At 35.5% G+C, this 21,027-nt stretch carries 7 protein-coding genes; 6 read left to right on the top strand and 1 reads right to left on the bottom strand.

From position 1 onward, the window contains the following. Positions 1 to 104: 104 nt before the first annotated feature. Positions 105 to 4,451: a hybrid sensor histidine kinase/response regulator transcription factor gene (locus tag DMB68_RS04415; RefSeq protein ID WP_110345437.1), complete on the bottom strand. Its 4,347-nt coding sequence runs from the start codon at positions 4,449 to 4,451 to the stop codon at positions 105 to 107. Between the two features lie 344 nt (positions 4,452 to 4,795). On the opposite strand from DMB68_RS04415, the gene DMB68_RS04420 reads away from it, so the two are divergent. From DMB68_RS04420 to DMB68_RS04445, 6 genes are all read left to right on the top strand, one after another. Next, the gene (locus DMB68_RS04420; RefSeq protein ID WP_110345438.1) at positions 4,796 to 7,912 is read left to right on the top strand and encodes a glycoside hydrolase family 2 TIM barrel-domain containing protein; all 3,117 of its coding nucleotides are present in this window, start codon (positions 4,796 to 4,798) and stop codon (positions 7,910 to 7,912) included. Between the two features lie 311 nt (positions 7,913 to 8,223). After that, the gene (locus tag DMB68_RS04425; RefSeq protein ID WP_110345439.1) at positions 8,224 to 12,318 is read left to right on the top strand and encodes a hybrid sensor histidine kinase/response regulator transcription factor; all 4,095 of its coding nucleotides are present in this window, start codon (positions 8,224 to 8,226) and stop codon (positions 12,316 to 12,318) included. A gap of 263 nt (positions 12,319 to 12,581) precedes the next feature. Then, positions 12,582 to 13,826 carry a DUF2264 domain-containing protein gene (locus DMB68_RS04430; protein WP_196783674.1) on the top strand — a complete coding sequence of 415 codons (1,245 nt, stop codon included), beginning with the start codon at positions 12,582 to 12,584 and terminating at the stop codon, positions 13,824 to 13,826. Positions 13,827 to 13,982: 156 nt separating this feature from the next. Next, positions 13,983 to 15,134 carry a glycoside hydrolase family 88/105 protein gene (locus tag DMB68_RS04435; RefSeq protein ID WP_110345441.1) on the top strand — a complete coding sequence of 384 codons (1,152 nt, stop codon included), beginning with the start codon at positions 13,983 to 13,985 and terminating at the stop codon, positions 15,132 to 15,134. 426 nt (positions 15,135 to 15,560) lie between these two features. Next, a complete protein-coding gene (locus DMB68_RS04440) occupies positions 15,561 to 18,890 on the top strand; it encodes a SusC/RagA family TonB-linked outer membrane protein (protein ID WP_110345442.1) in 3,330 nt (1,109 codons plus the stop codon). A gap of 13 nt (positions 18,891 to 18,903) precedes the next feature. Then, complete coding sequence (locus DMB68_RS04445; protein ID WP_110345443.1) at positions 18,904 to 20,883, top strand: RagB/SusD family nutrient uptake outer membrane protein; 1,980 nt, start codon at positions 18,904 to 18,906, stop codon at positions 20,881 to 20,883. The last annotated feature ends 144 nt before the right edge of the window (positions 20,884 to 21,027 follow it).

Consider the following 21,027-nt stretch of genomic DNA (forward strand, 5'->3'; position numbering starts at 1 on the left):
CCGGGGTTCGGCTTACAAGATTGTAGCGGAAAGCGGGACGATGCCGGCTGAAAATGCCAAATGATGCTGCTTCAAAAAAAATAATTAAACTGAGATCAAACGGTTCAATCTGTTTTTTGTTTAAGATAATCGGATGGTGCTATTTTAAAAATTTCTTTAAAACAGGTACTAAAATAGCCTGCACTATTAAAACCCACTTTATAAGCAATATCAGCAATATCCGTTTCACCTGCATCAAGGAATTGTTTCGCTCTTTTTACCCGCATATCTTTAACAAATTCTACAGGAGTCATATTGGTAAGGCTTTTAAATTTTCTGTTGAATGTTACCCGAGCCATATTCATTGAATTGGCTATAACATCAATATTGAATTTAGGATTTGTCAGACCTTCTTCTACGATAGCAATTATGTCTTTTAAAAATTGTTCATCCTTAGTTGTGATAACGATTTCTCCCGGTTCTAATGTTATGGTTTTTACGTTCGTCTGTAAGTTTTCAAAAAACTTCTTTCGCTGACTGATTAAATTTTCAATAGAAGCCAGTAGGAAATCAGTATCAAAAGGTTTTGTAATATAATAGTCTGCTCCATAATTTAAACCTTCAATGTGACTTTCTACAGAGGATTTGGCAGTTAATAAAATGACAGGTATATGACTGGTTTCTATTGTTTTTTTAAGAGCGTCAAGAAGTTCGATTCCATCCATTTCAGGCATCATAATATCGCTCAAAATCAAATCCGGCAGTTTTTCTGTTGCTATTGCCAAACCTTCTTTTCCGTTTTCAGCTTCCAATATGCGGTAATATCGATGCAACTGACTCTTTAAGAAAGATCTCAACTCAGTATTGTCTTCTACAATAAGAATTACAGGTAAGTTAGTATTGTTATTATGTTGTAATACTTCATTTTCTTTATGCTGTTTATTAGTGATAATATGTTTCTGTAATTTTTGGTTTGTCTGACTTGTTTTATTGTTGTTTTGAAGAATTTCATTGCTCAAATCTATTTGTATAGAAACTGTCAGGCCTCCATTACTGTTGTTTTCTGCATAAATTCGGCCCTGGTGTAATTGTACATATTCTTTGCAAAGAGCAAGCCCGATACCGGTGCCCACATTTTTGCTCTTGCCTGTATCTGTTTCGTAATACAGCTTAAAGATATCCTCAAGCTTATTCTCATCTACACCGGTTCCCTGATCAGCAACATTGATTTTTAAAAAAGTATTCTCTACTTTAAGTTTTATGGAAATTGTACTGTTGTCTGGAGAAAATTTAATGGCATTCGACAATAAATTATAGATTACAATATCTATTTTCTCTTTGTCCAGATTGACATAAAGGGTTTCAGAATCCGATTGTGTTTTGATCTTTATATTCTTTTCGTAAGCAATCTGAGAAAACAAAGCATTAATCTCATTTACAAAAGAAACCAATTCTATAGATTCAATATGAAGCTGTTCATTTCCGCTTTGCACTTTTCTAAAATCAAGCAGCTGATTAACAAATCGTACAAGGCGATTCGTGTTTTTTCTGACGGTTTCAATATAATCATTGCCTAAAGGGCTTAATTGCTCGTTTTTGGCAATTTCGTTTAAAGGATTAACAATAAGGGTAAGCGGTGTTCTTAATTCGTGAGAAATGTTGGTAAAAAAACTTAATTTCAATTCTGTCATTTTTTGTTCTACAACGACTTTGTTTCGTAATTCAATCATCGAATACGCAATCCTTCTGGCAATTTCCAGTAAAACTACGCAGATAACAAAATATAGAAAATAAGCCCAATAGGTTTTCCAGAAAGGAGGCGTAATGGTAAAAGTGAGGTTTTTTTGCGGAATGTTGGTGTACAATTCCGGATTCAGGCATTTTACTTCAAACTGATAATCACCGGGCGGCAAATTGGTAAAAGTTGCCTTTTTCTGGTTTTTTACAGGATGCCACGTATCATCAAAACCCTTTAATCTGTAAGCATACAATTGTTTGTTGCTGGACCTGTAATCTAATACCGTATAATAAATGCTGATGGTATTTTGCTGGTAATTTAATTGAATCTTTTTGCTATAATTTATATCCAGTTCCAAAGGATATTCCAATGATTTTACATTGGAGTTTTTATTGTTGATTTCAAAATTGGTAAAAACCATTTTTGCTGTAATTTTTTGGTTTTCAGTTTTTTTTGGGTTGAAGGAGAGATATCCGTTTCTGGAACCAAAAATTAAATTTCCATTAGGTAATTTTAAGCTCGATGATTCTGAAAATCCGGTTTTAACCAAACCATCATAAGAATCAAAATTTCTAAAAGTATGGTTTGCTAAATTAAATTTTGAGATTCCGTTTTCTGTAGCAAGCCACAAATTCTTGTCTTCGTCTTCAATCATACTCAGGATAAAATCGCTTGGCAATCCATTGTCTTTTGTGAAGTTTTTGAATTTTAAACGACTTTTTTCTGCTTGCATAGCCAGGTTGAGTCCGCCTCCGGCAGTAGAAAGCCACACTTTCTCATCAGAATCTTTATAGATAAACAAGACATCGTTACTCCCAAGACTGTTTTTATCGCTGGAGATTTTCACGTATCTCGAAAATTTTATTTGGTGTGGATTGTAATTTTCGGGGTTAAATGTTACTAATCCGTTCGTTGTTGCGACCCAGATTTGTCCTTTGTAACCTTCTGTCAGAAATCTTACTTTCGCTGATTCTATAATGGGATAATTCCTGAATTTTTTTATAAAGCCAGTCTCACCATTATTTTCTTGCAGTAAGTTAATCCCATTGCCATAAGTGCCTATCCAGATGCGCCCTTTTTTATCTTCTAAAATGGAGTAAATTAAATTACTGCCAATGCTTTTGGGATTATTTTTGTCCGTTTTAAACTGTTTTAATACAAATTGGGAATTTTGAGCATCAACAGGAGTTGCTTTATACAAACCATTTCCTTTTGTACCTAACCAAATATTTCCTTTTGAATCTCCAAGGATAGCATATACAAATCCAAGATCATCGTTTTTGTAATTTACAAACAGGTTTTTTACCTCTTGATTATTTTTATAAAATTTTAGTTTACCTGCTTTTGAAGAAACCCATAAACGATTTGATTTATCCGTAAAAAAGGCTCTGATATCATTCTCTGATTTATCTTTAGGATTGACTGCCAAAAGCTGCTGTTGAAAGATGTTTTTCTGGAAGATAATTTTATTGATTCCTCTGTCATTCGTACTGATCCAGAGAATTCCCGAAGGATCAAAATACATACTCGACAGTATATTTGAAAACTTCTGATTGTCGTCTCCCGGTTTGTTGAAAAAATAATCTAACGTACTGGTTTTTTGATTGTAATATCCAAATCCGCCACCGGCCAGTTTTACCCAGACCCTGTCAAAATTATCTTCAAAAACCCCAAAACTATGTTCGAGCTGTAGAAAAGTTGCATCGGTCTGCTGAGAAAAAAAATGTATGCTTTTTTGTTTTGGATTGACCATAAAAACACCATGTTTATGAGGTTCCACCCATAACAAGCCCTGTTTGTCCTGATAAATTTTGTGTACAGGTGAATCAGAAATTTTAAGCGTAGATTCTGTTTTTAAGGTTTGTATGTTAAATGCAATCAACTCTCCGGCAGAATTGGTGATGTACAATAAATTTTTATCTCTTGATTTTATAATCGAGTTGATGCCTTTATTGGATATGCTTAGTTTGTTGATTTTTTTCGAAATTACATTATAACCAATCAACACACCATCTTCAGTGCCAAACCAGGCAATATTATTAAGCGTTATCAGGCACTTAACATTGGTATTTTTTAATACATTTTTACTGGTATATTTTTGATTTTTAGATTTGGTTATGATATCTAATCCGTTTTTAGAGCCGGCCCAGAAAGTATTGTCCTTTTCTTCGGATACAAAATTTAATTCATTAGAAGCTAAAGCAAAATCAATTTTAGCACCTTGTTTGAAATGGACAATTTTTATTTGCCCTCTAACTCCTTTTTCCGCTAAAAAAACACCATTATTGATGGTCGTCAGCCATACATTTCCATTGCCCGACGGGATAATTTCTTCAAATGCAATTTTATTGGTTCCCAGGATATTTGCGATAGAGAGGAATGTCTCTGTGCTTTTTTCAAATCTGTAAATTTGATTGTCGTAAGCTTTAAACCAAATGTAGCCTAAAGCATCTTCTTTCATGACATCAATTCGGTTGTTGCCTAAACTACTGTTGTCGCCCGCAATTGCTTTATAAGTAACGAAATTTTTGCCGTCAAATCGGTTAATCCCGTCCCATGTTGCAAACCACATGAATCCTTCTTTGTCTTTTATGATGTCTCTGATAGCTTCATGAGAAAGTCCGTCTTCGGTAGAGTAGTGCTCAATTTTACATTTTATCTGAGCATTCAGTTTATTCATCTGAATGAAAAATAAAAGTGCAATTAAAGAAAAATCGAATAAAAGTTTTTTCATTTAAGAATTCTGATTTTTAAATCTAATACAGAAAAATTTAGTTCTTTAAAATTAATTTAAATGTTATAACAACACTTTTTAACCTTTGTAAATATAATAAGTAATTTGCTGAAATGGGATCTGAGGAGATAAATCTTCTGTTTGAAATCTGGGTATTAAAACAGGAAGATGTGATATATTTCAGGTGCTGCCGTATTATTATATTGATATGCCCCTTTTATTTTATTGTATAGCCCCTCTTGTAATATTTGGTGATATCTAAATTTGTGAACCTGCTTTTATTTCTGAATTAACTTCTTTGAAATAGAATCTGAAGTACTAAATTTTAAAACCTGATTTTATAAATGAAAAAAATTGTATTAGCACTTGCTTTATTTCTGAGTCTGCAAAATAATTACGCCCAGAATAATGAATGGGAAAACCCACAAATAGTTGATCGGGGAAAAGAAGCGGGCAGAAGTTCTTTTCTTTTATTCAGTAACGAAGCTGAGTTAAAAGCCAACAATCCTCAAAAATCAGCATTATATCAGAGTCTTAATGGAAGCTGGAAATTCAATATTGTTCAAAACCCGTCTCAAAGAGCCGCAGATTTTTATGCAATAAATCTGAATGATGCAGACTGGAAAAATATTCAGGTTCCTTCGAACTGGGAATTGCAGGGTTATGATATTCCAATTTATACGAATATTACGTATCCTTTTCCTAAAAATCCTCCTTTCATAAACGGTGATTACAATCCGGTGGCGACTTACAGACGTACTTTTACGGTTGCAGATTCATGGAATGATAAAGAAATCATACTTCATTTTGGTTCTATTTCAGGTTATGCAAGAGTATTTCTGAACGGAAAAGAAGTTGGAATGACCAAAGCATCCAAAACGCCTGCCGAGTTTAATATTACTTCATTTTTAAAAAAAGGAGAAAATTTAATTGCCGTTCAGGTATTCCGCTGGCATGACGGAAGTTATTTAGAAGATCAGGATTTCTGGAGACTGAGCGGTATCGAACGCGATGTGTATTTGCAGGCAATGCCAAAAACGACTGTTTTGGATTATTTTGTAAAAAGCGATCTGGATAATCAGTATAAAAACGGAATTTTTAATCTGGATGTGACTTTAAAACATTTTGAAAAGAATACAATCAAAAATCCGTCTGTTAAAGTAGAATTGTTTGACAAAGAAGGAAAAACAGTTTATTCTGAAAGTAGAAAAGTAAATGCTAAAGAAGAAAAAATCAGTTTTGCAGGTACGATTGAAAATGTAAAACAGTGGAATGCCGAAACGCCAAATCTGTACAGATATGCCATTACATTATTGGATAATAAAGGTAAAACGCTTGAAATTATTTCTAAAAGAACAGGTTTTAGAAAAGTAGAAATCAAAAATGCTCAATTGTTGGTAAACGGAAAAGCGGTTATGGTAAAAGGCGTGAATATTCATGAACATGATGACGAAACGGGACATGTTCCAAATGAAAAAACTTCATTGAAAGATCTTCAGTTAATGAAGCAATTCAATATCAATGCAATCCGAATGAGTCATTATCCACATGATCCGCATTTATATGAATTATGTGATGAATATGGTTTTTATGTTGTAGATGAAGCTAATATAGAGTCGCATGCTATGGGGGCCGAATGGCAAAACTGGTTTGACCAGAAAAAACATCCTGCTTACCTGCCGGAATGGGCCCCTGCACACCTGGATCGTATCAAAAGAATGTTTGCAGCTGACAAAAATCATCCTTCAATCATCATTTGGTCTTTAGGAAATGAATGCGGAAACGGTCCTGTTTTCTACGATGCTTATGATTGGTTAAAACAAGTCGATTCAACACGTCCGGTTCAGTTTGAGCAGGCCGGAGAAAACACGAATACAGACATTGTATGCCCAATGTATCCGGGAATTAAAAGCATGAAAAGTTATGCGGAGGCTGACAAAAAGCGTCCGTACATTATGTGTGAGTATGCACACGCAATGGGAAACAGCGGTGGAAATTTTCAGGAATACTGGGATATCATCAACAGCAGCAAACACATGCAGGGCGGTTTTATCTGGGACTGGGTGGATCAGGGTATCAAAACGAAGAACGAGCAGGGAAAAACGTTTTGGGCTTATGGCGGTGATTTAGGTGCTGAAAAACTTCAAAATGACGAAAATGGCTGTGCAGACGGTGTGATATTTTCAAACAGAACGCCAAAACCGGCTTTGTATGAAATAAAAAAGGTATATCAAAACATTCAATTTCAATTTAGTAGCGGATCTGAATTAACCGTAACCAACCATTATAATTTTACGAATCTTTCGGATTATACTTTTAAATGGGAACTGATTAAAAACGGAGAAAAAACAAAATCAGGTGAATTTAATGTAGAAGCCGCACCTGAAGAAAACAAAAAGGTAGTTCTGGATTTAGGACCAATTGATGATAGTTCAGAATATTATTTAAATGTTTATGCAGTTTCAAAATACGATGCACCTTTGGTTGCGAAAGGCCATGAATTTGCCAGAGAACAGTTTGCAGTAGGAAAAGGTTCTTATTTTAAAAATAACAGCATTGCAAAAAGTGCATTTAAACTGAAACATACGGTTAAGAATAATGTACTTTCTTTTGAGGCAGAAAACATTGCTGGAGAATTTGATCTGAAAAAAGGAGAAATCCTGAAATACAATCTAAAAAATGCTGATAACACTATTTTTACCAGTTTCCCAACGCCATATTTCTGGCGTGCCCCAACAGATAATGATTTTGGAAGCAATATGCAGGATAAATTAGTAATCTGGAAAGAAGCATCAAAAAATCCGACAGTTGTGAGTGTCAATTTGGATAAAAATACTTCGGAAGGTTTGCTCGTAAAGGTGATTTACAAATTGGCACAGGCGGAAGTTCCATACACTGTAAATTATCTGATTCAAAACGATGGGACAATTAAAGTTACTGCAGCTATTGATTTGACTGGGAAAGAATTGCCTGAAATGCCTCGTTTCGGAATGCGTGCCAAATTAAACGGAACGTTCGATAATTTGAGTTATTATGGAAGAGGACCCTGGGAGAATTATTCGGATAGAAATTCGGCAGCGTTTATTGGCGAATATTCAGATAAAGTGATTAATCAGTATACAAGAAATTATATTCGTCCTCAGGAAGGTGGTTATAAAACAGATGTTCGTTGGCTTACTTTAAAAAATGATAAAGGTCAGGGCATAAAAATTGAAGGATTACAAACTCTTGGTTTTAGTGCGCTGAATATTTCGACAGAGGATTTAGATCCGGGAAAATCTAAGGCTCAGCGCCATCCATCTGATTTGGATTTAGATTCAAAAGAATCAGTGTACCTTCACTTAGATTACAAGCAAAGAGGTTTGGGGGGCGATGACAGCTGGGGACGTTTGCCTCACGATCCGTACCGATTATTGGATAAGCAATACAGTTATTCTTATATAATTTCATTAATCAAATAATTTGACGTTTTTGTTTATGTTTGTGTAGAAAGAAAGCCTATGAATTGCTCATAGGTTTTTCTGATTTATCAATAATATTTAATTGTTAGAAGTAATTTAAAATGGCTGTCAGGCTGAGCGGAGTCGAAGCCCTTCAAAGGTAAATAGCCTCGACTAAGTTTATCATAAGCCAAGACAAATGATTCAGGATGACATTCGTTATCTAAAAATTTAAGATGTTTTTATTTCAGTTTATAATTGAATCGATTTGTATTTTTATAAAACTCATTTTACAATTAATAAGTTATATTTAGCTTTAAATACCTAATATTTTGAGAAATAAAGCCCTTTTGTTTTTACTGTTTTTAGTTTGCTTTACATCCAACTCACAGGCTGTAAAAACGGCTATTCCAAAATATGGACAGGAAAAATATGATATTGGTTACATCGGAATCAAAAACGGACTTGCTAATAATGCTGTAACTTCTGTTTACAAAGACAAACGTGGCTTAATGTGGTTTGGCACTTATGACGGAATCAGCAGGTATGATGGCTATAATTTTTTAAGTTTCAGAAACGAACCTAATGATTCCAATTCGTTAGTTAATAACAGGATTGTAAGTATTTGTGGTACTCAAAATGAAATTTGGATTGGTACCAAAGGAGGTATCAGTGTTTACGATTATCTAAGAAACAAGTTTACAACAAAGAGTTATGTGAACGCTAAAACTTCTCAGATTGAAGTGATTGATTTTGTAGTCAATCAAATCAGGGATTTTAAATCAAAAATGTACATCGGGACTGCAGGTAAGGGATTGCTTTATTATGAAGGCAATGAAGAAAAAATTATTCAGATTCCGCTTTATGTAAAAGGAAAACTGTTCTGGGATTATCATGTTCAGGAAATGGATTTTGATCCATCCGGTAAATTGTGGTGTTCTGTTGCCGGTGTTGGACTTGTTGCTATGGATGCATCCGCCAAAAAGCTTTCAGTTGTTTTTCCGGTTATTTTAGGCAGTGGTTGTCTTTTATACGATAAATTTTCAAATGTCTGGGTAGGAGCTGATCAGGGATTGCTAAAATACAATGTCATAAATAAAACGCATCATCTTTATAAAAATCAGGAAATTCAATATCCTGTTTCAGATTTGATGTGTAAACCGGATGCAAAAGAATTGTGGATCGCTACAAATGGTAATGGTGTTGTAAAATACAATTATACAACTAATAGTTTTTCTTTGTTGAATAAAGACCTGAATGAAGAAAAACTGAATAGTAATGCAATTTCATCCTTATTCAGGGATAATAAAAACCGCGTATGGATTGGAACTTTACGTGGAGGAGTTAACATCATTGAACAGAGAAAAAGTCCTTTTACGACAGTTTCAAAAAACGAAGAAATAAAAAATACACTGCCAAGTGATTTTATCCTTTCATTTTCAGAACAGGACAGTGAAAATCTCTGGATTGGAACAGATGGAGGAGGTGTAAGTTTATGGAACAGAAAGAATAATTCATTTACCAATTATTCCTATGAGGCTAATAATCCAAATTCGTTATCGAACAATTTCGTTTCAGCAATTATAAAAGATGCAAAAGGAATCTGGTTTGGAACTTACGGAGGAGGGGTTTGTCTGTTCAATTCCCAAACCCGAAGCTTTAAAAAATACAATCTTTTTAATCCTAAACTGAATGGGAATCAAAAAAATATCTGGGTACTCTTCCGAAGTAAAAACAATGTTTTATGGGCCGCTTCTCCGGATGAAGAAGGATTATATCGTTATAATGAAACAAAGGATCATTTTGATTTTGTGGATGCAGGAATCAGAGGGATCATTTCGATGGCAGAAGATAAAAATGGTAATCTTTGGATAGGAAATTTTTCAAAATTGTATCAGCTCAATCTTAAAACAATGAAACGGAAGGAGATTGATGTAAAATATCCGGTACGTTCTATTATTTCGCATTCGGATACAAAAATGCTCGTAGGTACAGAAGGTGGCGGTTTGATGCTTTTTAATCCACAGACTTTCAAAAGCAGCTTTTTAACCCAGAGAAATAAACTTCCCAATAACTCGGTTTTAAATATTGTTCAGGATAATCAGGGGAATTATTGGGGCAGTACTTATAACGGAATATTTGTTTACAATGCAGCTAACGGAAAAATAACAAGTTATCATGATGCTGACGGGCTTCAAAGCAATCAGTTTAATTATAATGCTGCGCTGAAACTTTCTACGGGTGAAATTGTATTTGGCGGAATAAAAGGTTTTAATATCATCAATACCAAAATTACGAATCAGTTTCACGATTTTCCAAAACTGATTATAACTTCGATAAAAGTAAATAATAAGGTTTATGATCAGTCGGGTTTCTCCGCTTTCGGAATTGATAAATTAAAATTACCGTATGACGAATCGATGCTCAATATTGAATTTGCCGCTTTAGAATATAGTTTGCCGGAGAAAATATCCTATGCTTATTTTTTAGAAGGATGGGATTCGCAATGGCATTATGTTGATAATATTCGGAATGCAAATTATTCCAGAATAACAGAAGGCGATTATGTACTGAAAATTAAATCTACCAACGCTGAGGGCATCTGGAACACAAAATCCATTTCATTGCCCGTTACCATCTTACCGCCTTGGTACAGAAGCGGTTTTGCATATTTCGTCTATTTTCTCCTTATCGGACTTATTATTTATGTAGTCGATAAATACCAGCGGCAGCAGGAAAAATTGAAATATGAGGTAAGGCTTTCTCAGGATTTGGCGAAGCAGGAAAAGGAACTGAATGAAAAGAAATTAACCTTTTTTACTAATATTTCACATGAATTCAGGTCGCCTTTGACCATGATTATAAATCCGTTAAAAGAAATCATTTACGGGACAGACCAGCAGATAGATCCGGCTGCGATAGAAATGGTATACAGCAATTCGAGAAGGCTGTTAAGTCTGGTCGATCAGCTGCTTCTTTTTAGGAAAACCGAAACCGAAACCGGAAAACTTAAAATTGGCCATATTGATATTGTAGAACTCTGCAAAGAGGTTTTTAGCTGTTTTGTACAGCACGCCAAAACAAAAAAAATCGATTATAGTTTTAGTATTTCCGAAGAAAAAGTACTGGTTTACGTAGATCGGGAAAAAATAGAAATGGCATTGTTTAATTTGATTTCGAACGCTTTAAAATTTACTGAAAAAGAAAATGGAGCCGTTACCGTTAGTTTGCGATGTTCAGAAAATGAAGTAATTATCAGTGTCATCGATAATGGAGAAGGAGTTCCGGATGGAGATAAAGACAAAATTTTTAATCTGTTTTATCAGTCCAATCAAAACATCCGGAATAACCGCAAAGGCTTTGGAATAGGTCTTTATCTGGTAAAACAGTTCATCACTCAGCATCACGGAAATGTCAGCTGTCGTGATAATGAAAATGGAGGGTCTGTTTTTGAAATTAAATTATTACCCGGAAAAGAGCATTTAGGAGATGTCGAAATCCGTGAAGATTTGAGTGACAGAACCTTATTTTTAGAAGAAGCTTTAGAAGATACCACAGTGGAGGAAAGTGTACTGCAAACTGTTGAAGAGCCTGACAATGTTAAAGATTTAATTAAGGATGCAAAAAGCATTTTGGTGGTAGATGATAATGTGCAGATAAGAAATTATTTGAAAAAGATTTTAAGTCCAAAATATCATATTACAGTTGCAGAAAATGCAGAAGCTGCTTTAGCCGTAATTAAAAAAGTAATGCCGGACCTGGTTATTTCTGATGTGGTGATGGGAGAAATGAACGGAGTCGCTTTTTGCAAACAAATTAAGTCGGATGAAGAACTAAAGCATATTCCGGTGATACTGCTCACAGGAGGAACATCGGAAGATGTAAAATTAAAAGGTGCCGAAGTAGGTGCTGATGATTACATTACCAAACCTTTTGATAACGACTATTTATTAGCCCGAATCAGCGGAATATTTGCCAGACGTGACAGTGAACAGAATTACCTGTTGAATTCGGTAACCAAAAAATCTACAACTTTAAAGTTATCTGACGAGGATAAAAAACTGATTGATAAAATCGTAGATATTATTGATGCAAATTTGGATGTAGAGCATTTTAATGTAAATGATTTGTCAGAACATTTAGGAATGAGTTATTCTTTGGTGTATAAAAAAATCAAAAAAATTACAGGAAAATCGGTTTCAGAGTTTACCCGAAACGTACGATTGAGAAAAGTAGCAACATTATTAATCACCACAGATTTGCAGATTAGCGAAGCGGCTTCGATTGCCGGTTTTGGTGATATTAAATATTTCAGGAAGCATTTTCAGCAATTTTATAATTTAAATCCTTCAGAGTTTAAGAAGAAATATCAAAACGTAAAGGATAATAAATACATTTTGAATGAAAGTTTCTGGAAATCAACCTGAATTGAAAACTACTGTCAGGCTGAGTCCATTCGGCTTCGTTCAGGATAAACTAAAGTCGAAGCCCTTTTCAAAACTCTTATGTTTAAAAGCCTTCGACTTCGCTCAGGATGACAATGTTATTCAGAAGAATAAAATTTAATAAATAAAAACAAATATATTTCTTTCACATAGCAAACTCTGTGTTTTTAAATAAGTGAAACATCTTTTTAAGAATGTAAAACTATGTTTCTATGTGTTAAGAAATTAATTATACGCAACGAGTTATGAGTAAATATTTTAGAAACGCTGTTTTATTAGGATTAATGTATTTAACTGGGATTAATACAATTCAGTCCCAATCAAAAAAGCTGGAAAAAGATTCGCCTAAAAAGGTCCGTGAATTTTTTGTGGCTTCATTGGTTAAAATTGGTGATCCGGTTTTAGACGCATTAAGCAAAAATGAATTGAAAGCAAAAATGCCTGTTGAAAGATCTCCGGGTGCCTGGGATGCGAGAACAAATGTAACTTATCTGGAAGCTTTTGGCCGGCTGCTTTCCGGTATGGCACCGTGGTTAGAATTAGGCCCTGACCAGACTCCCGAAGGAAAATTAAGAGCAAAATATATTGATTTGGCTCAAAAATCCATTCACAATGCAACAGATCCGAATAGCCCGGATTTTATGAATTTTGTCAATGATAAGCAGCCTTTGGTCGACGCCGCATTTTTTGCGCAGGCATTGCTTCGTGCACCAAAACAACTTTGGGAACCATTAGATGCAATTACAAAAGAAAATGTAATCAAAGCATTAAAATCCTCCAGAAAAATAGAACCGTATCAGAGCAATTGGCTGCTTTTTGCCGGAATGGTAGAAGCTGCCATCATTAAATTTGATAAAGATGAAGATCAAAAACGACTCAACTATGCTTTGGAACAGCATAAAAAATGGTATTTAGGTGACGGAACGTATGGCGACGGACCTGATTTTCATTGGGATTATTACAACAGTTTTGTAATTCATCCGATGCAATTGGATATTTACAATGTACTGAAAGATAAAACCAACGACTACAAAACCGATTTTAATACGGAGCTAAAAAGAGCCAGACGTTATGCGGCCATTCAGGAAAGATTAATTTCTCCTGATGGAACGTATCCTCCAATTGGAAGGTCATTGGCTTACCGTTTCGGGGCTTTTCAGTTGTTATCCCAAATTGCACTCTGGAAAGAACTGCCAAAAGAAGTTACCCCGGCTCAGGTTCGTTCGGCGCTTTATACTATGATTCATAACCAGATAAATGCAAAAGGAACTTTTGATAAAAATGGATGGCTTCAGGTAGGATTTTATGGTCATCAGAATAATATTGGCGAAGGATATATCTCTACAGGAAGTTTATATTTGTGTTCAGAAGCATTTTTAATTCTCGGTTTGCAGGAAACAGATGCTTTCTGGAGTGATGCGTATGAACCCTGGACACAAAAGAAAATATGGTCAGGTCAGGAAATTCCAATTGACCATGCTGAAAAATAATTTAAAAATAGGTGTCAGGCTGAGCGGAGTCGAAGCCCTTTTATTGTAAAATGCCTTCGACTCCGCTCAGGATGACACTATCTTCTGAAGAAATTAAGTTCGTTTTAAATCAATTACAACAAACAAATTAAAATACTAATTTAATCTCATAACCAAATGAATTTTAAAAAATCACTTTTTGTATTAATAAGTGCTGCTTCTGTAACAGTCTTTAGTTGTAAAAGCACTGCACAAAAAACAGCTGCAATAAAAGAATCAAAAAAAGAAGTGATTTCGATTATTGACAAAGTAAACAATCACTGGCAGGAAACCCATCCGGAATATGGAAATGCTTTTTGGCATGTTTCAGCTTATCATACCGGAAACATGGAAGCTTACAAAGTAACCCAAAACAAAAAATATCTGGATTATTCACTGGCATGGGCTGAAAAAAATCAGTGGATGGGAGCCAAATCAAATGATAAATCGGAATGGAAATACAATTACGGAGAAACTGACAAACATGTTTTGTTTGGAGACTGGCAGATTTGTTTTCAGACTTATATCGATTTATACAACTTTACAGGAAAAAAGGATCCACATAAAATTGCCCGTGCCCGTGAGGTGATGGAATATGAAATGAGTACCGAAGCCAATGATTATTGGTGGTGGGTTGATGGACTGTACATGGTAATGCCGGTAATGACAAAATTATATAAAGAAACCGGTAATGAAATGTATCTGGAAAAATTACATTCTTATTTGACGTATGCCAACGGAATTATGTACGATAACGAGGCAAAACTTTACTACCGCGATGCAAAATATATTTATCCAAAACACAAAAGCGCCAACGGTAAAAAAGACTTTTGGGCAAGAGGAGACGGTTGGATTTTTGCAGGTTATGCCAAAATTATTCAGGATTTGCCAAAATCGGCTAAACACAGAGCCGAATACATCAGTCGTTTTAAGGACATGGCCAAATCTTTGGCGGAAGCCCAACAAACTGAAGGTTACTGGACAAGAAGTATTCTGGATCCCGAACATGCACCGGGGCCTGAAACCAGCGGTACGGCATTTTTTACCTACGGATTTCTATGGGGAATAAATAACGGAATTTTGGATAAAAAGACCTATTTACCTGTAGTAGAAAAATCATGGAATTATTTAACCAAATTTGCGCTTCAGGAAGATGGAACAGTAGGCTATATACAGCCCATCGGTGAAAAAGCGATTCCGGGGCAGGTAGTAGATAAAAATTCTACAGCAGATTTTGGTGTAGGTGCTTTTTTACTCGCAGCATCTGAAATGTCCCGTTTTGTAAAGTGATTAATCTGATTTTATAACTAAAGGCTATCTTAACGGATAGCCTTTTTGTATTTGTACAGATGTAGAATTTAAAGTTTTTAGATGCCTTTTTAGTTATTATGAACCAGTATATTTTATATTCAAACATGATTTGAGCTTTACTTTAAATTCTTAAAAGATTGTGTATTGCGTATTTTAAATCATGCTTTTTTATCATACATGTAAAAATATCCTTTTTAAATAATAATATGCTGATTTGACCCTTTTATAATGCTGTAATTACCCCCCTTTGGGCGTAAGTGTTATAGTAGATTTGTGTTGCAATCTATATTTAACTACTTGACGATGTGTGCTCAGAATTTAAATTCTAAAAAAAAACACTTAAATATCATAGGTTCTATATTTTGCAAACTTAACTAATCAATTAACCAAAAATTACAACCAAAGATGACAAACTTTATTAGGAAAATCAAAGCTCCTGATTGCGTATCCGGATTTGATTTGAAAAAGAAACTTACAATATTTTGTGTATTGGTTTCTTTATCACAAATGAATGCCTACGCTGCCTCAGGAAGTGCAAAAGAACTTGAAAAAGTACAGCAGCAAAATAGTATAAGTGGACAGGTTAAAGATCAAACGGGTTTGCCGTTACCAGGCGCTACGGTTTCGATAAAAGGAACGAAAGTAGCAACTACAACAGATTTTGACGGAAAATTTAGTTTAGCCGGTGATCAGAATTCAGTATTAGTAGTTTCTTTTGTGGGATATGTAACTCAGGAAATTATTGTAAAAGACAAATCCAATATCATTGTACAATTAAAAGAGAATGCAGCTGCTTTAGAGGAAGTTGTAGTAGTGGGATATGGTAAAATGAAGAAAAAGGATTTAACAGGATCCATTGTTCAGGTTAAAGCGGAAGCTTTGGCTAATCAAAATCCACAGACTGTTCAGGATTTATTGCGAGGTGTTCCAGGTCTGAAAGTAGGTTATTCGGCTGATGCAAAAGGAGGAGGATCTTTACAGATTCGTGGTCAGACTTCTGTTTACAATCCTGATGGTGCGGGACATAATTCACCACTTATTATTTTAGACGGAATGCAGTTTTATGGTGAACTTTCAGAAATAAATCCTGATGATGTTGGTCAGATAGACATCTTAAAAGACGCATCTGCCACAGCTGTATATGGGTCCAGAGCAGCAGCAGGGGTTATTGTTATTTCGACTAAAAAAGGAAAAATTGGTAAACCTGTTATTAATGTTACTACCAACACGACAATTGTTAATGAAAGTGCCTACCGCGATGTGTATTCTCCGGAAGGGTATGTAAAATACCGTCAGGATTGGGAGACTGCTAAAACGTATGGCCAAAATACAGCAACCGGAAATTATGAGGCATGGATAACTGGAACAGCTGCTGGTAAAGCAGGTTATTACACAAATCCAAACCAATTAGATCAGTATGGTATAACTCAGGCGCAATGGTTAGCTTATCAGCCTGTTGGACAAACACAGGGAAAGAGTCTGAATGAAGTTTGGGGACTCCGCTTAGGAATTACGGATCCTTTACTTTTGAAAAATTTTACAGAAGGAAAAACACACAATTGGTATGATAGTACTTTTAGAACAGGAATCAATCATGACCATAATTTAAGTGTTTCCGGAGCAAGCGATAAAGTAAATTATTATATGTCTTTGGGGTATTTAACTTCAGAAGGAGCTATTCAGGGTAATGATTATGAAGCGGTTCGTGCCAATATGAAAGTGGATGCAAAGATTACGAGCTGGCTTGAATTTGGGGCAAACGTTAATTTCCAGGACCGTACAGATGGAGATATTGCCGTTGGTACCGGTACAAATTACTGGGATGCCAATATGTTAAGAAATAGTCCGTTTTCGGTTTTTAAGGAAGCAAACGGAGAGTATGCAAGACAGCCTATGGGGCAGACTATTGGAGGGTATAATTATTACTATGACCGACAATTTATACAACTTGAAAAAGGATATACGGTATTGAATACCATTTTTAATACTAAGGTAAATTTGCCTTTTGGGATTACGTATTCATTTAATGTCGCTCCACGCTATCAATTTTTTTACAATCGTTATTTTCAGTCATCAGGTCACAAAGGATGGAATGCTGCTACAATAGGAGTAGACAGGGAAAACGGTAAAAATTTTACATGGAACCTGAATAATACAGTAACATGGGATTATACATTTGCTGAAAAACACCATATTATAGCCACTTTTGTTCAGGAAGCTGAAGAACTCAGAACATGGTCAGATCGTATTGATGCAAATAATATTCTGCCTTCAGATGCCTTAGGGTTTCATAATATTGCTAATGCAACACTTGCCAACAGTTCGTTTACATCAAATGACACGCATCAAACGGCGGATGCATTAATGGCGAGACTTTTCTATTCGTTTAATGATCGTTATATGATAACAGGAACGATACGCCGAGATGGATATTCAGCATTTGGAGCTACATATCCGTATGGAACTTTTCCTTCTGTAGCAGCCGGATGGAGCTTTAATAAAGAAAGCTGGTTCAATTGGACGACTATGAGTACAGGTAAATTACGCTTGTCCTGGGGTAAAAACGGAAACAGAACGCTGGCCGATCCTTATTTAGCTTTGGCAAACTTAGCCTCAGGTACAGGCGCAACAATGGGGTATATTGATGCTTCAGGAAACATTGTTGATGTGAAATACTTAGGAATTGATCGTATGGCAAATCCAAATTTACAATGGGAAAAAACAGCTGCAACAAATATTGGTCTTGACCTTGGTTTCTTAAATGACCGAATTACAAGTACAATTGATATTTACAGATCAGTTACTCACGATATGATTATGAGTCAGCGTTTACCTGAGTTTACCGGTTTTGGATCAATTGCTACCAATCTTGGAGAGGTTGAAAATAAAGGGATCGAAATAAGCCTTAATACGATAAATATTAAAAATCCAAATTTTGAATGGACTACCAGTGTTGCTTTTTCATACAACAAGAATACCATTAATGCATTATACGGCAATATGGAAGACGTTAAGGATGCAAATGGAAACGTTATTGGAACTAAAGAATCAGACGATAAGACCAATAGATGGTTTATAGGCAGACCTATTTCTCAAATCTGGGATTATAAAGTTATTGGAATCTGGCAAAAAGAAGAGTTTGAAGAAGCTGCTAAATACGGACAACGTCCTGGTGATCCAAAAATTGAAAACAGTTACACTGCCGATGATGTCAATGGAAAACCAACTTATAATGAAAAAGACAAACAGTTTTTAGGACAGGAAGCACCGCCAATCAACTGGTCGTTACGTAACGAATTCAGGATTTATAAAAACTGGAATCTGGCCATTAACATGTATTCTTATATGGGGCACAAATCACTTGACGGACGTTATATGAATACTTACAATGATGGTAGTTTGTATACCAACAACTACAATCCGTTTGTGAATCCGTATTGGACAATAGATAATCCAACCAACGACTGGGCACGTCTTGATGCCAGAGGACCTGCAGGAGCCGGAACAGCAAAATTATACGATCGTAGTTTTATTCGTTTAGATAATATTTCGCTGGCTTATACGCTTCCTAAAGATCTTTTGGACCGCCTGCATGTTAGAAATTTCAAAATTTATGCTTCGGTTCAAAACGCTGCAACATGGTCTGCTTCCAAAGAATGGAAGTACTATGGAGACCCTGAAACAGGTGGATTAGCTACACGAATGTTTAATTTAGGTTTTAACGTTTCACTTTAATAATTATTCAACAATGAAAAAATATATAAAAAATAGCATCTCAACATTTTTGCCTTTAGTAGCTGCAGCTCTTTTGGTTTCTTGTTCAGAGGATTTTCTGGAGCCGGATCCGCTCTCGTTTTACGAACCGGAAACTACATTTACGACAGAATCCGGTTTGCAGGCAGTTTTGGCAAGTGCAGATAAACAATTACGTAATAATTATATTCATTACAATAATGCCGGTAATAGTGTGCCTATAGGTACAGAATATGTTTTCTCTGACATGGCAAAATATGGAAAAACGGATAACACCAGTACTATTTCGGATTTTGCGAATACTATAGTGCCTACCGGAAGTTTTAAAACGGCTACAAATGATGATTTTTACCTTGGATTTTATTGGGTTGAAGCTTATAACGGTATTAAACATGCCAATACCATATTGACCTATATTGATAAGGTGACAAGTTTAACTCAGGAAGTTAAGAATAAATATATCGGACAGGCCTATTTTCACAGAGCATACCGTTATCTGAATCTGGTATATCAATTTGGAGATATACCGTTAATTACTAAAATTCTGGAGGTTCCAAAACAGAGTTATTCTTCGACTAAGAAAGAAGCAATCATCGAAATGATCACAGCAGATATGGAAAAAGCTGTAGAATGGGTTCCGGAGCAATCTAAACTGCCTTATTTAGGTGTGGTGAATAAAGGGGCCTGCCGTCAGTTATTGATTAAATGTTATCTGGCATCAGGCAAATTTGCTGAAGCAGAAGCGCAGGCTAATATTCTGATTAACCAATCAGGTTACTCTTTAATGCAAAGTAATTTCGGAACTTTTGATCCGGGAGGAAATCCACAAACCTGGACCATTACAAGAAATGTTATCTGGGATTTGCACAGACCTGAAAACAAAATTATCGCTGCGAATAAAGAAGCTATCATGATAATGCCAAACGGAGGGGTACAATCCTTTTTACCTTTTGCTTCCATGAGAATTTTTGGACCTAACTGGAATTCCGGTACACTAACAACACCTGATGGTAAACAGGCAGCTGCCCGTTTTGCTTCAAACAATGCCAATTATCAGGTTAAGTATGATTATGCAAGAGCATTGGGGCGTGGTATTGCAACTATTAGCGCGTCTTACTATTCACAGCATCCTATGTGGGTTGTAAACGGTATTGAGGATAAGCAGGATCTTAGACATAATAATACTGTTGGAAACTGGGTGAATATGGAAGATCTTAAATACAGTGATAAGACTTCTGCATACTACCAGCAAAATTTTAGAATGAAAGAAGCAAATGTGCTGTTATCAAGAGATACCCTTCGTGAATGGTTTGATTTTCCGTTGTATAAAATCTATCTGCATGATGTTGTAAATGAAACCAATCCAAATGCAACTGATTTTCAGGGAGCCAGTACCGGAAGTAAAGCACATTGGTACTTATATCGCTTAGCTGAAACGTATTTGTTAAGAGCAGAAGCACGTTTTTATCAGGGTAATGTTGGCGGTGCCGCTCAGGATGTAAATGTTGTCAGAGCAAGGGCTGGAGCTTCTCAAATGTACGCTCAGGTAACCATTGGCGATATTTGTGCCGAAAGGGGAAGGGAACTTTACCTTGAAGAATGGAGAAATGTAGAACTAAAACGCATTTCGCACTGTCTCGCCCTTAGTGGAAAACCGGATGAATGGGGTCAGACCTACAGCTTAAGCAATTGGGACAAGCAGTCCGGAACTGACAATTCAGGAGGAAGTTATTGGTATCAGCGCATTGTGCATTACACGCTTTACAACAAATACTCAAGCGGGATTGTCGTACCAAACGGTACTAAGTTTTATACTATGGACAAACGTAATAACTACTGGCCTATTCCAAACAGTGCTATCACAGCTAATATAAAAGGCAAATTAAGTCAGAACTACGGTTATGACGGTTACGATGCCAACGTTAAAGTCTGGGATAAATGGCAGGATGCTGTCGCAGATGAAAGTGTATTATAGTATGCTGAAAATACCAATTTGAATGTAACAATACCACAAAGTGAATAGCTCAAAATTACCTAACATTTTGAGTATTTAAACCACAGTGCATTCATTTTGTAAAGAAATAATTTGCCCCTCAATTAATAGTTTTAAAATATCGAC

The organism is Flavobacterium hydrophilum (genome assembly GCF_003202405.1).
Taxonomy (GTDB): Bacteria; Bacteroidota; Bacteroidia; order Flavobacteriales; family Flavobacteriaceae; genus Flavobacterium; species Flavobacterium hydrophilum.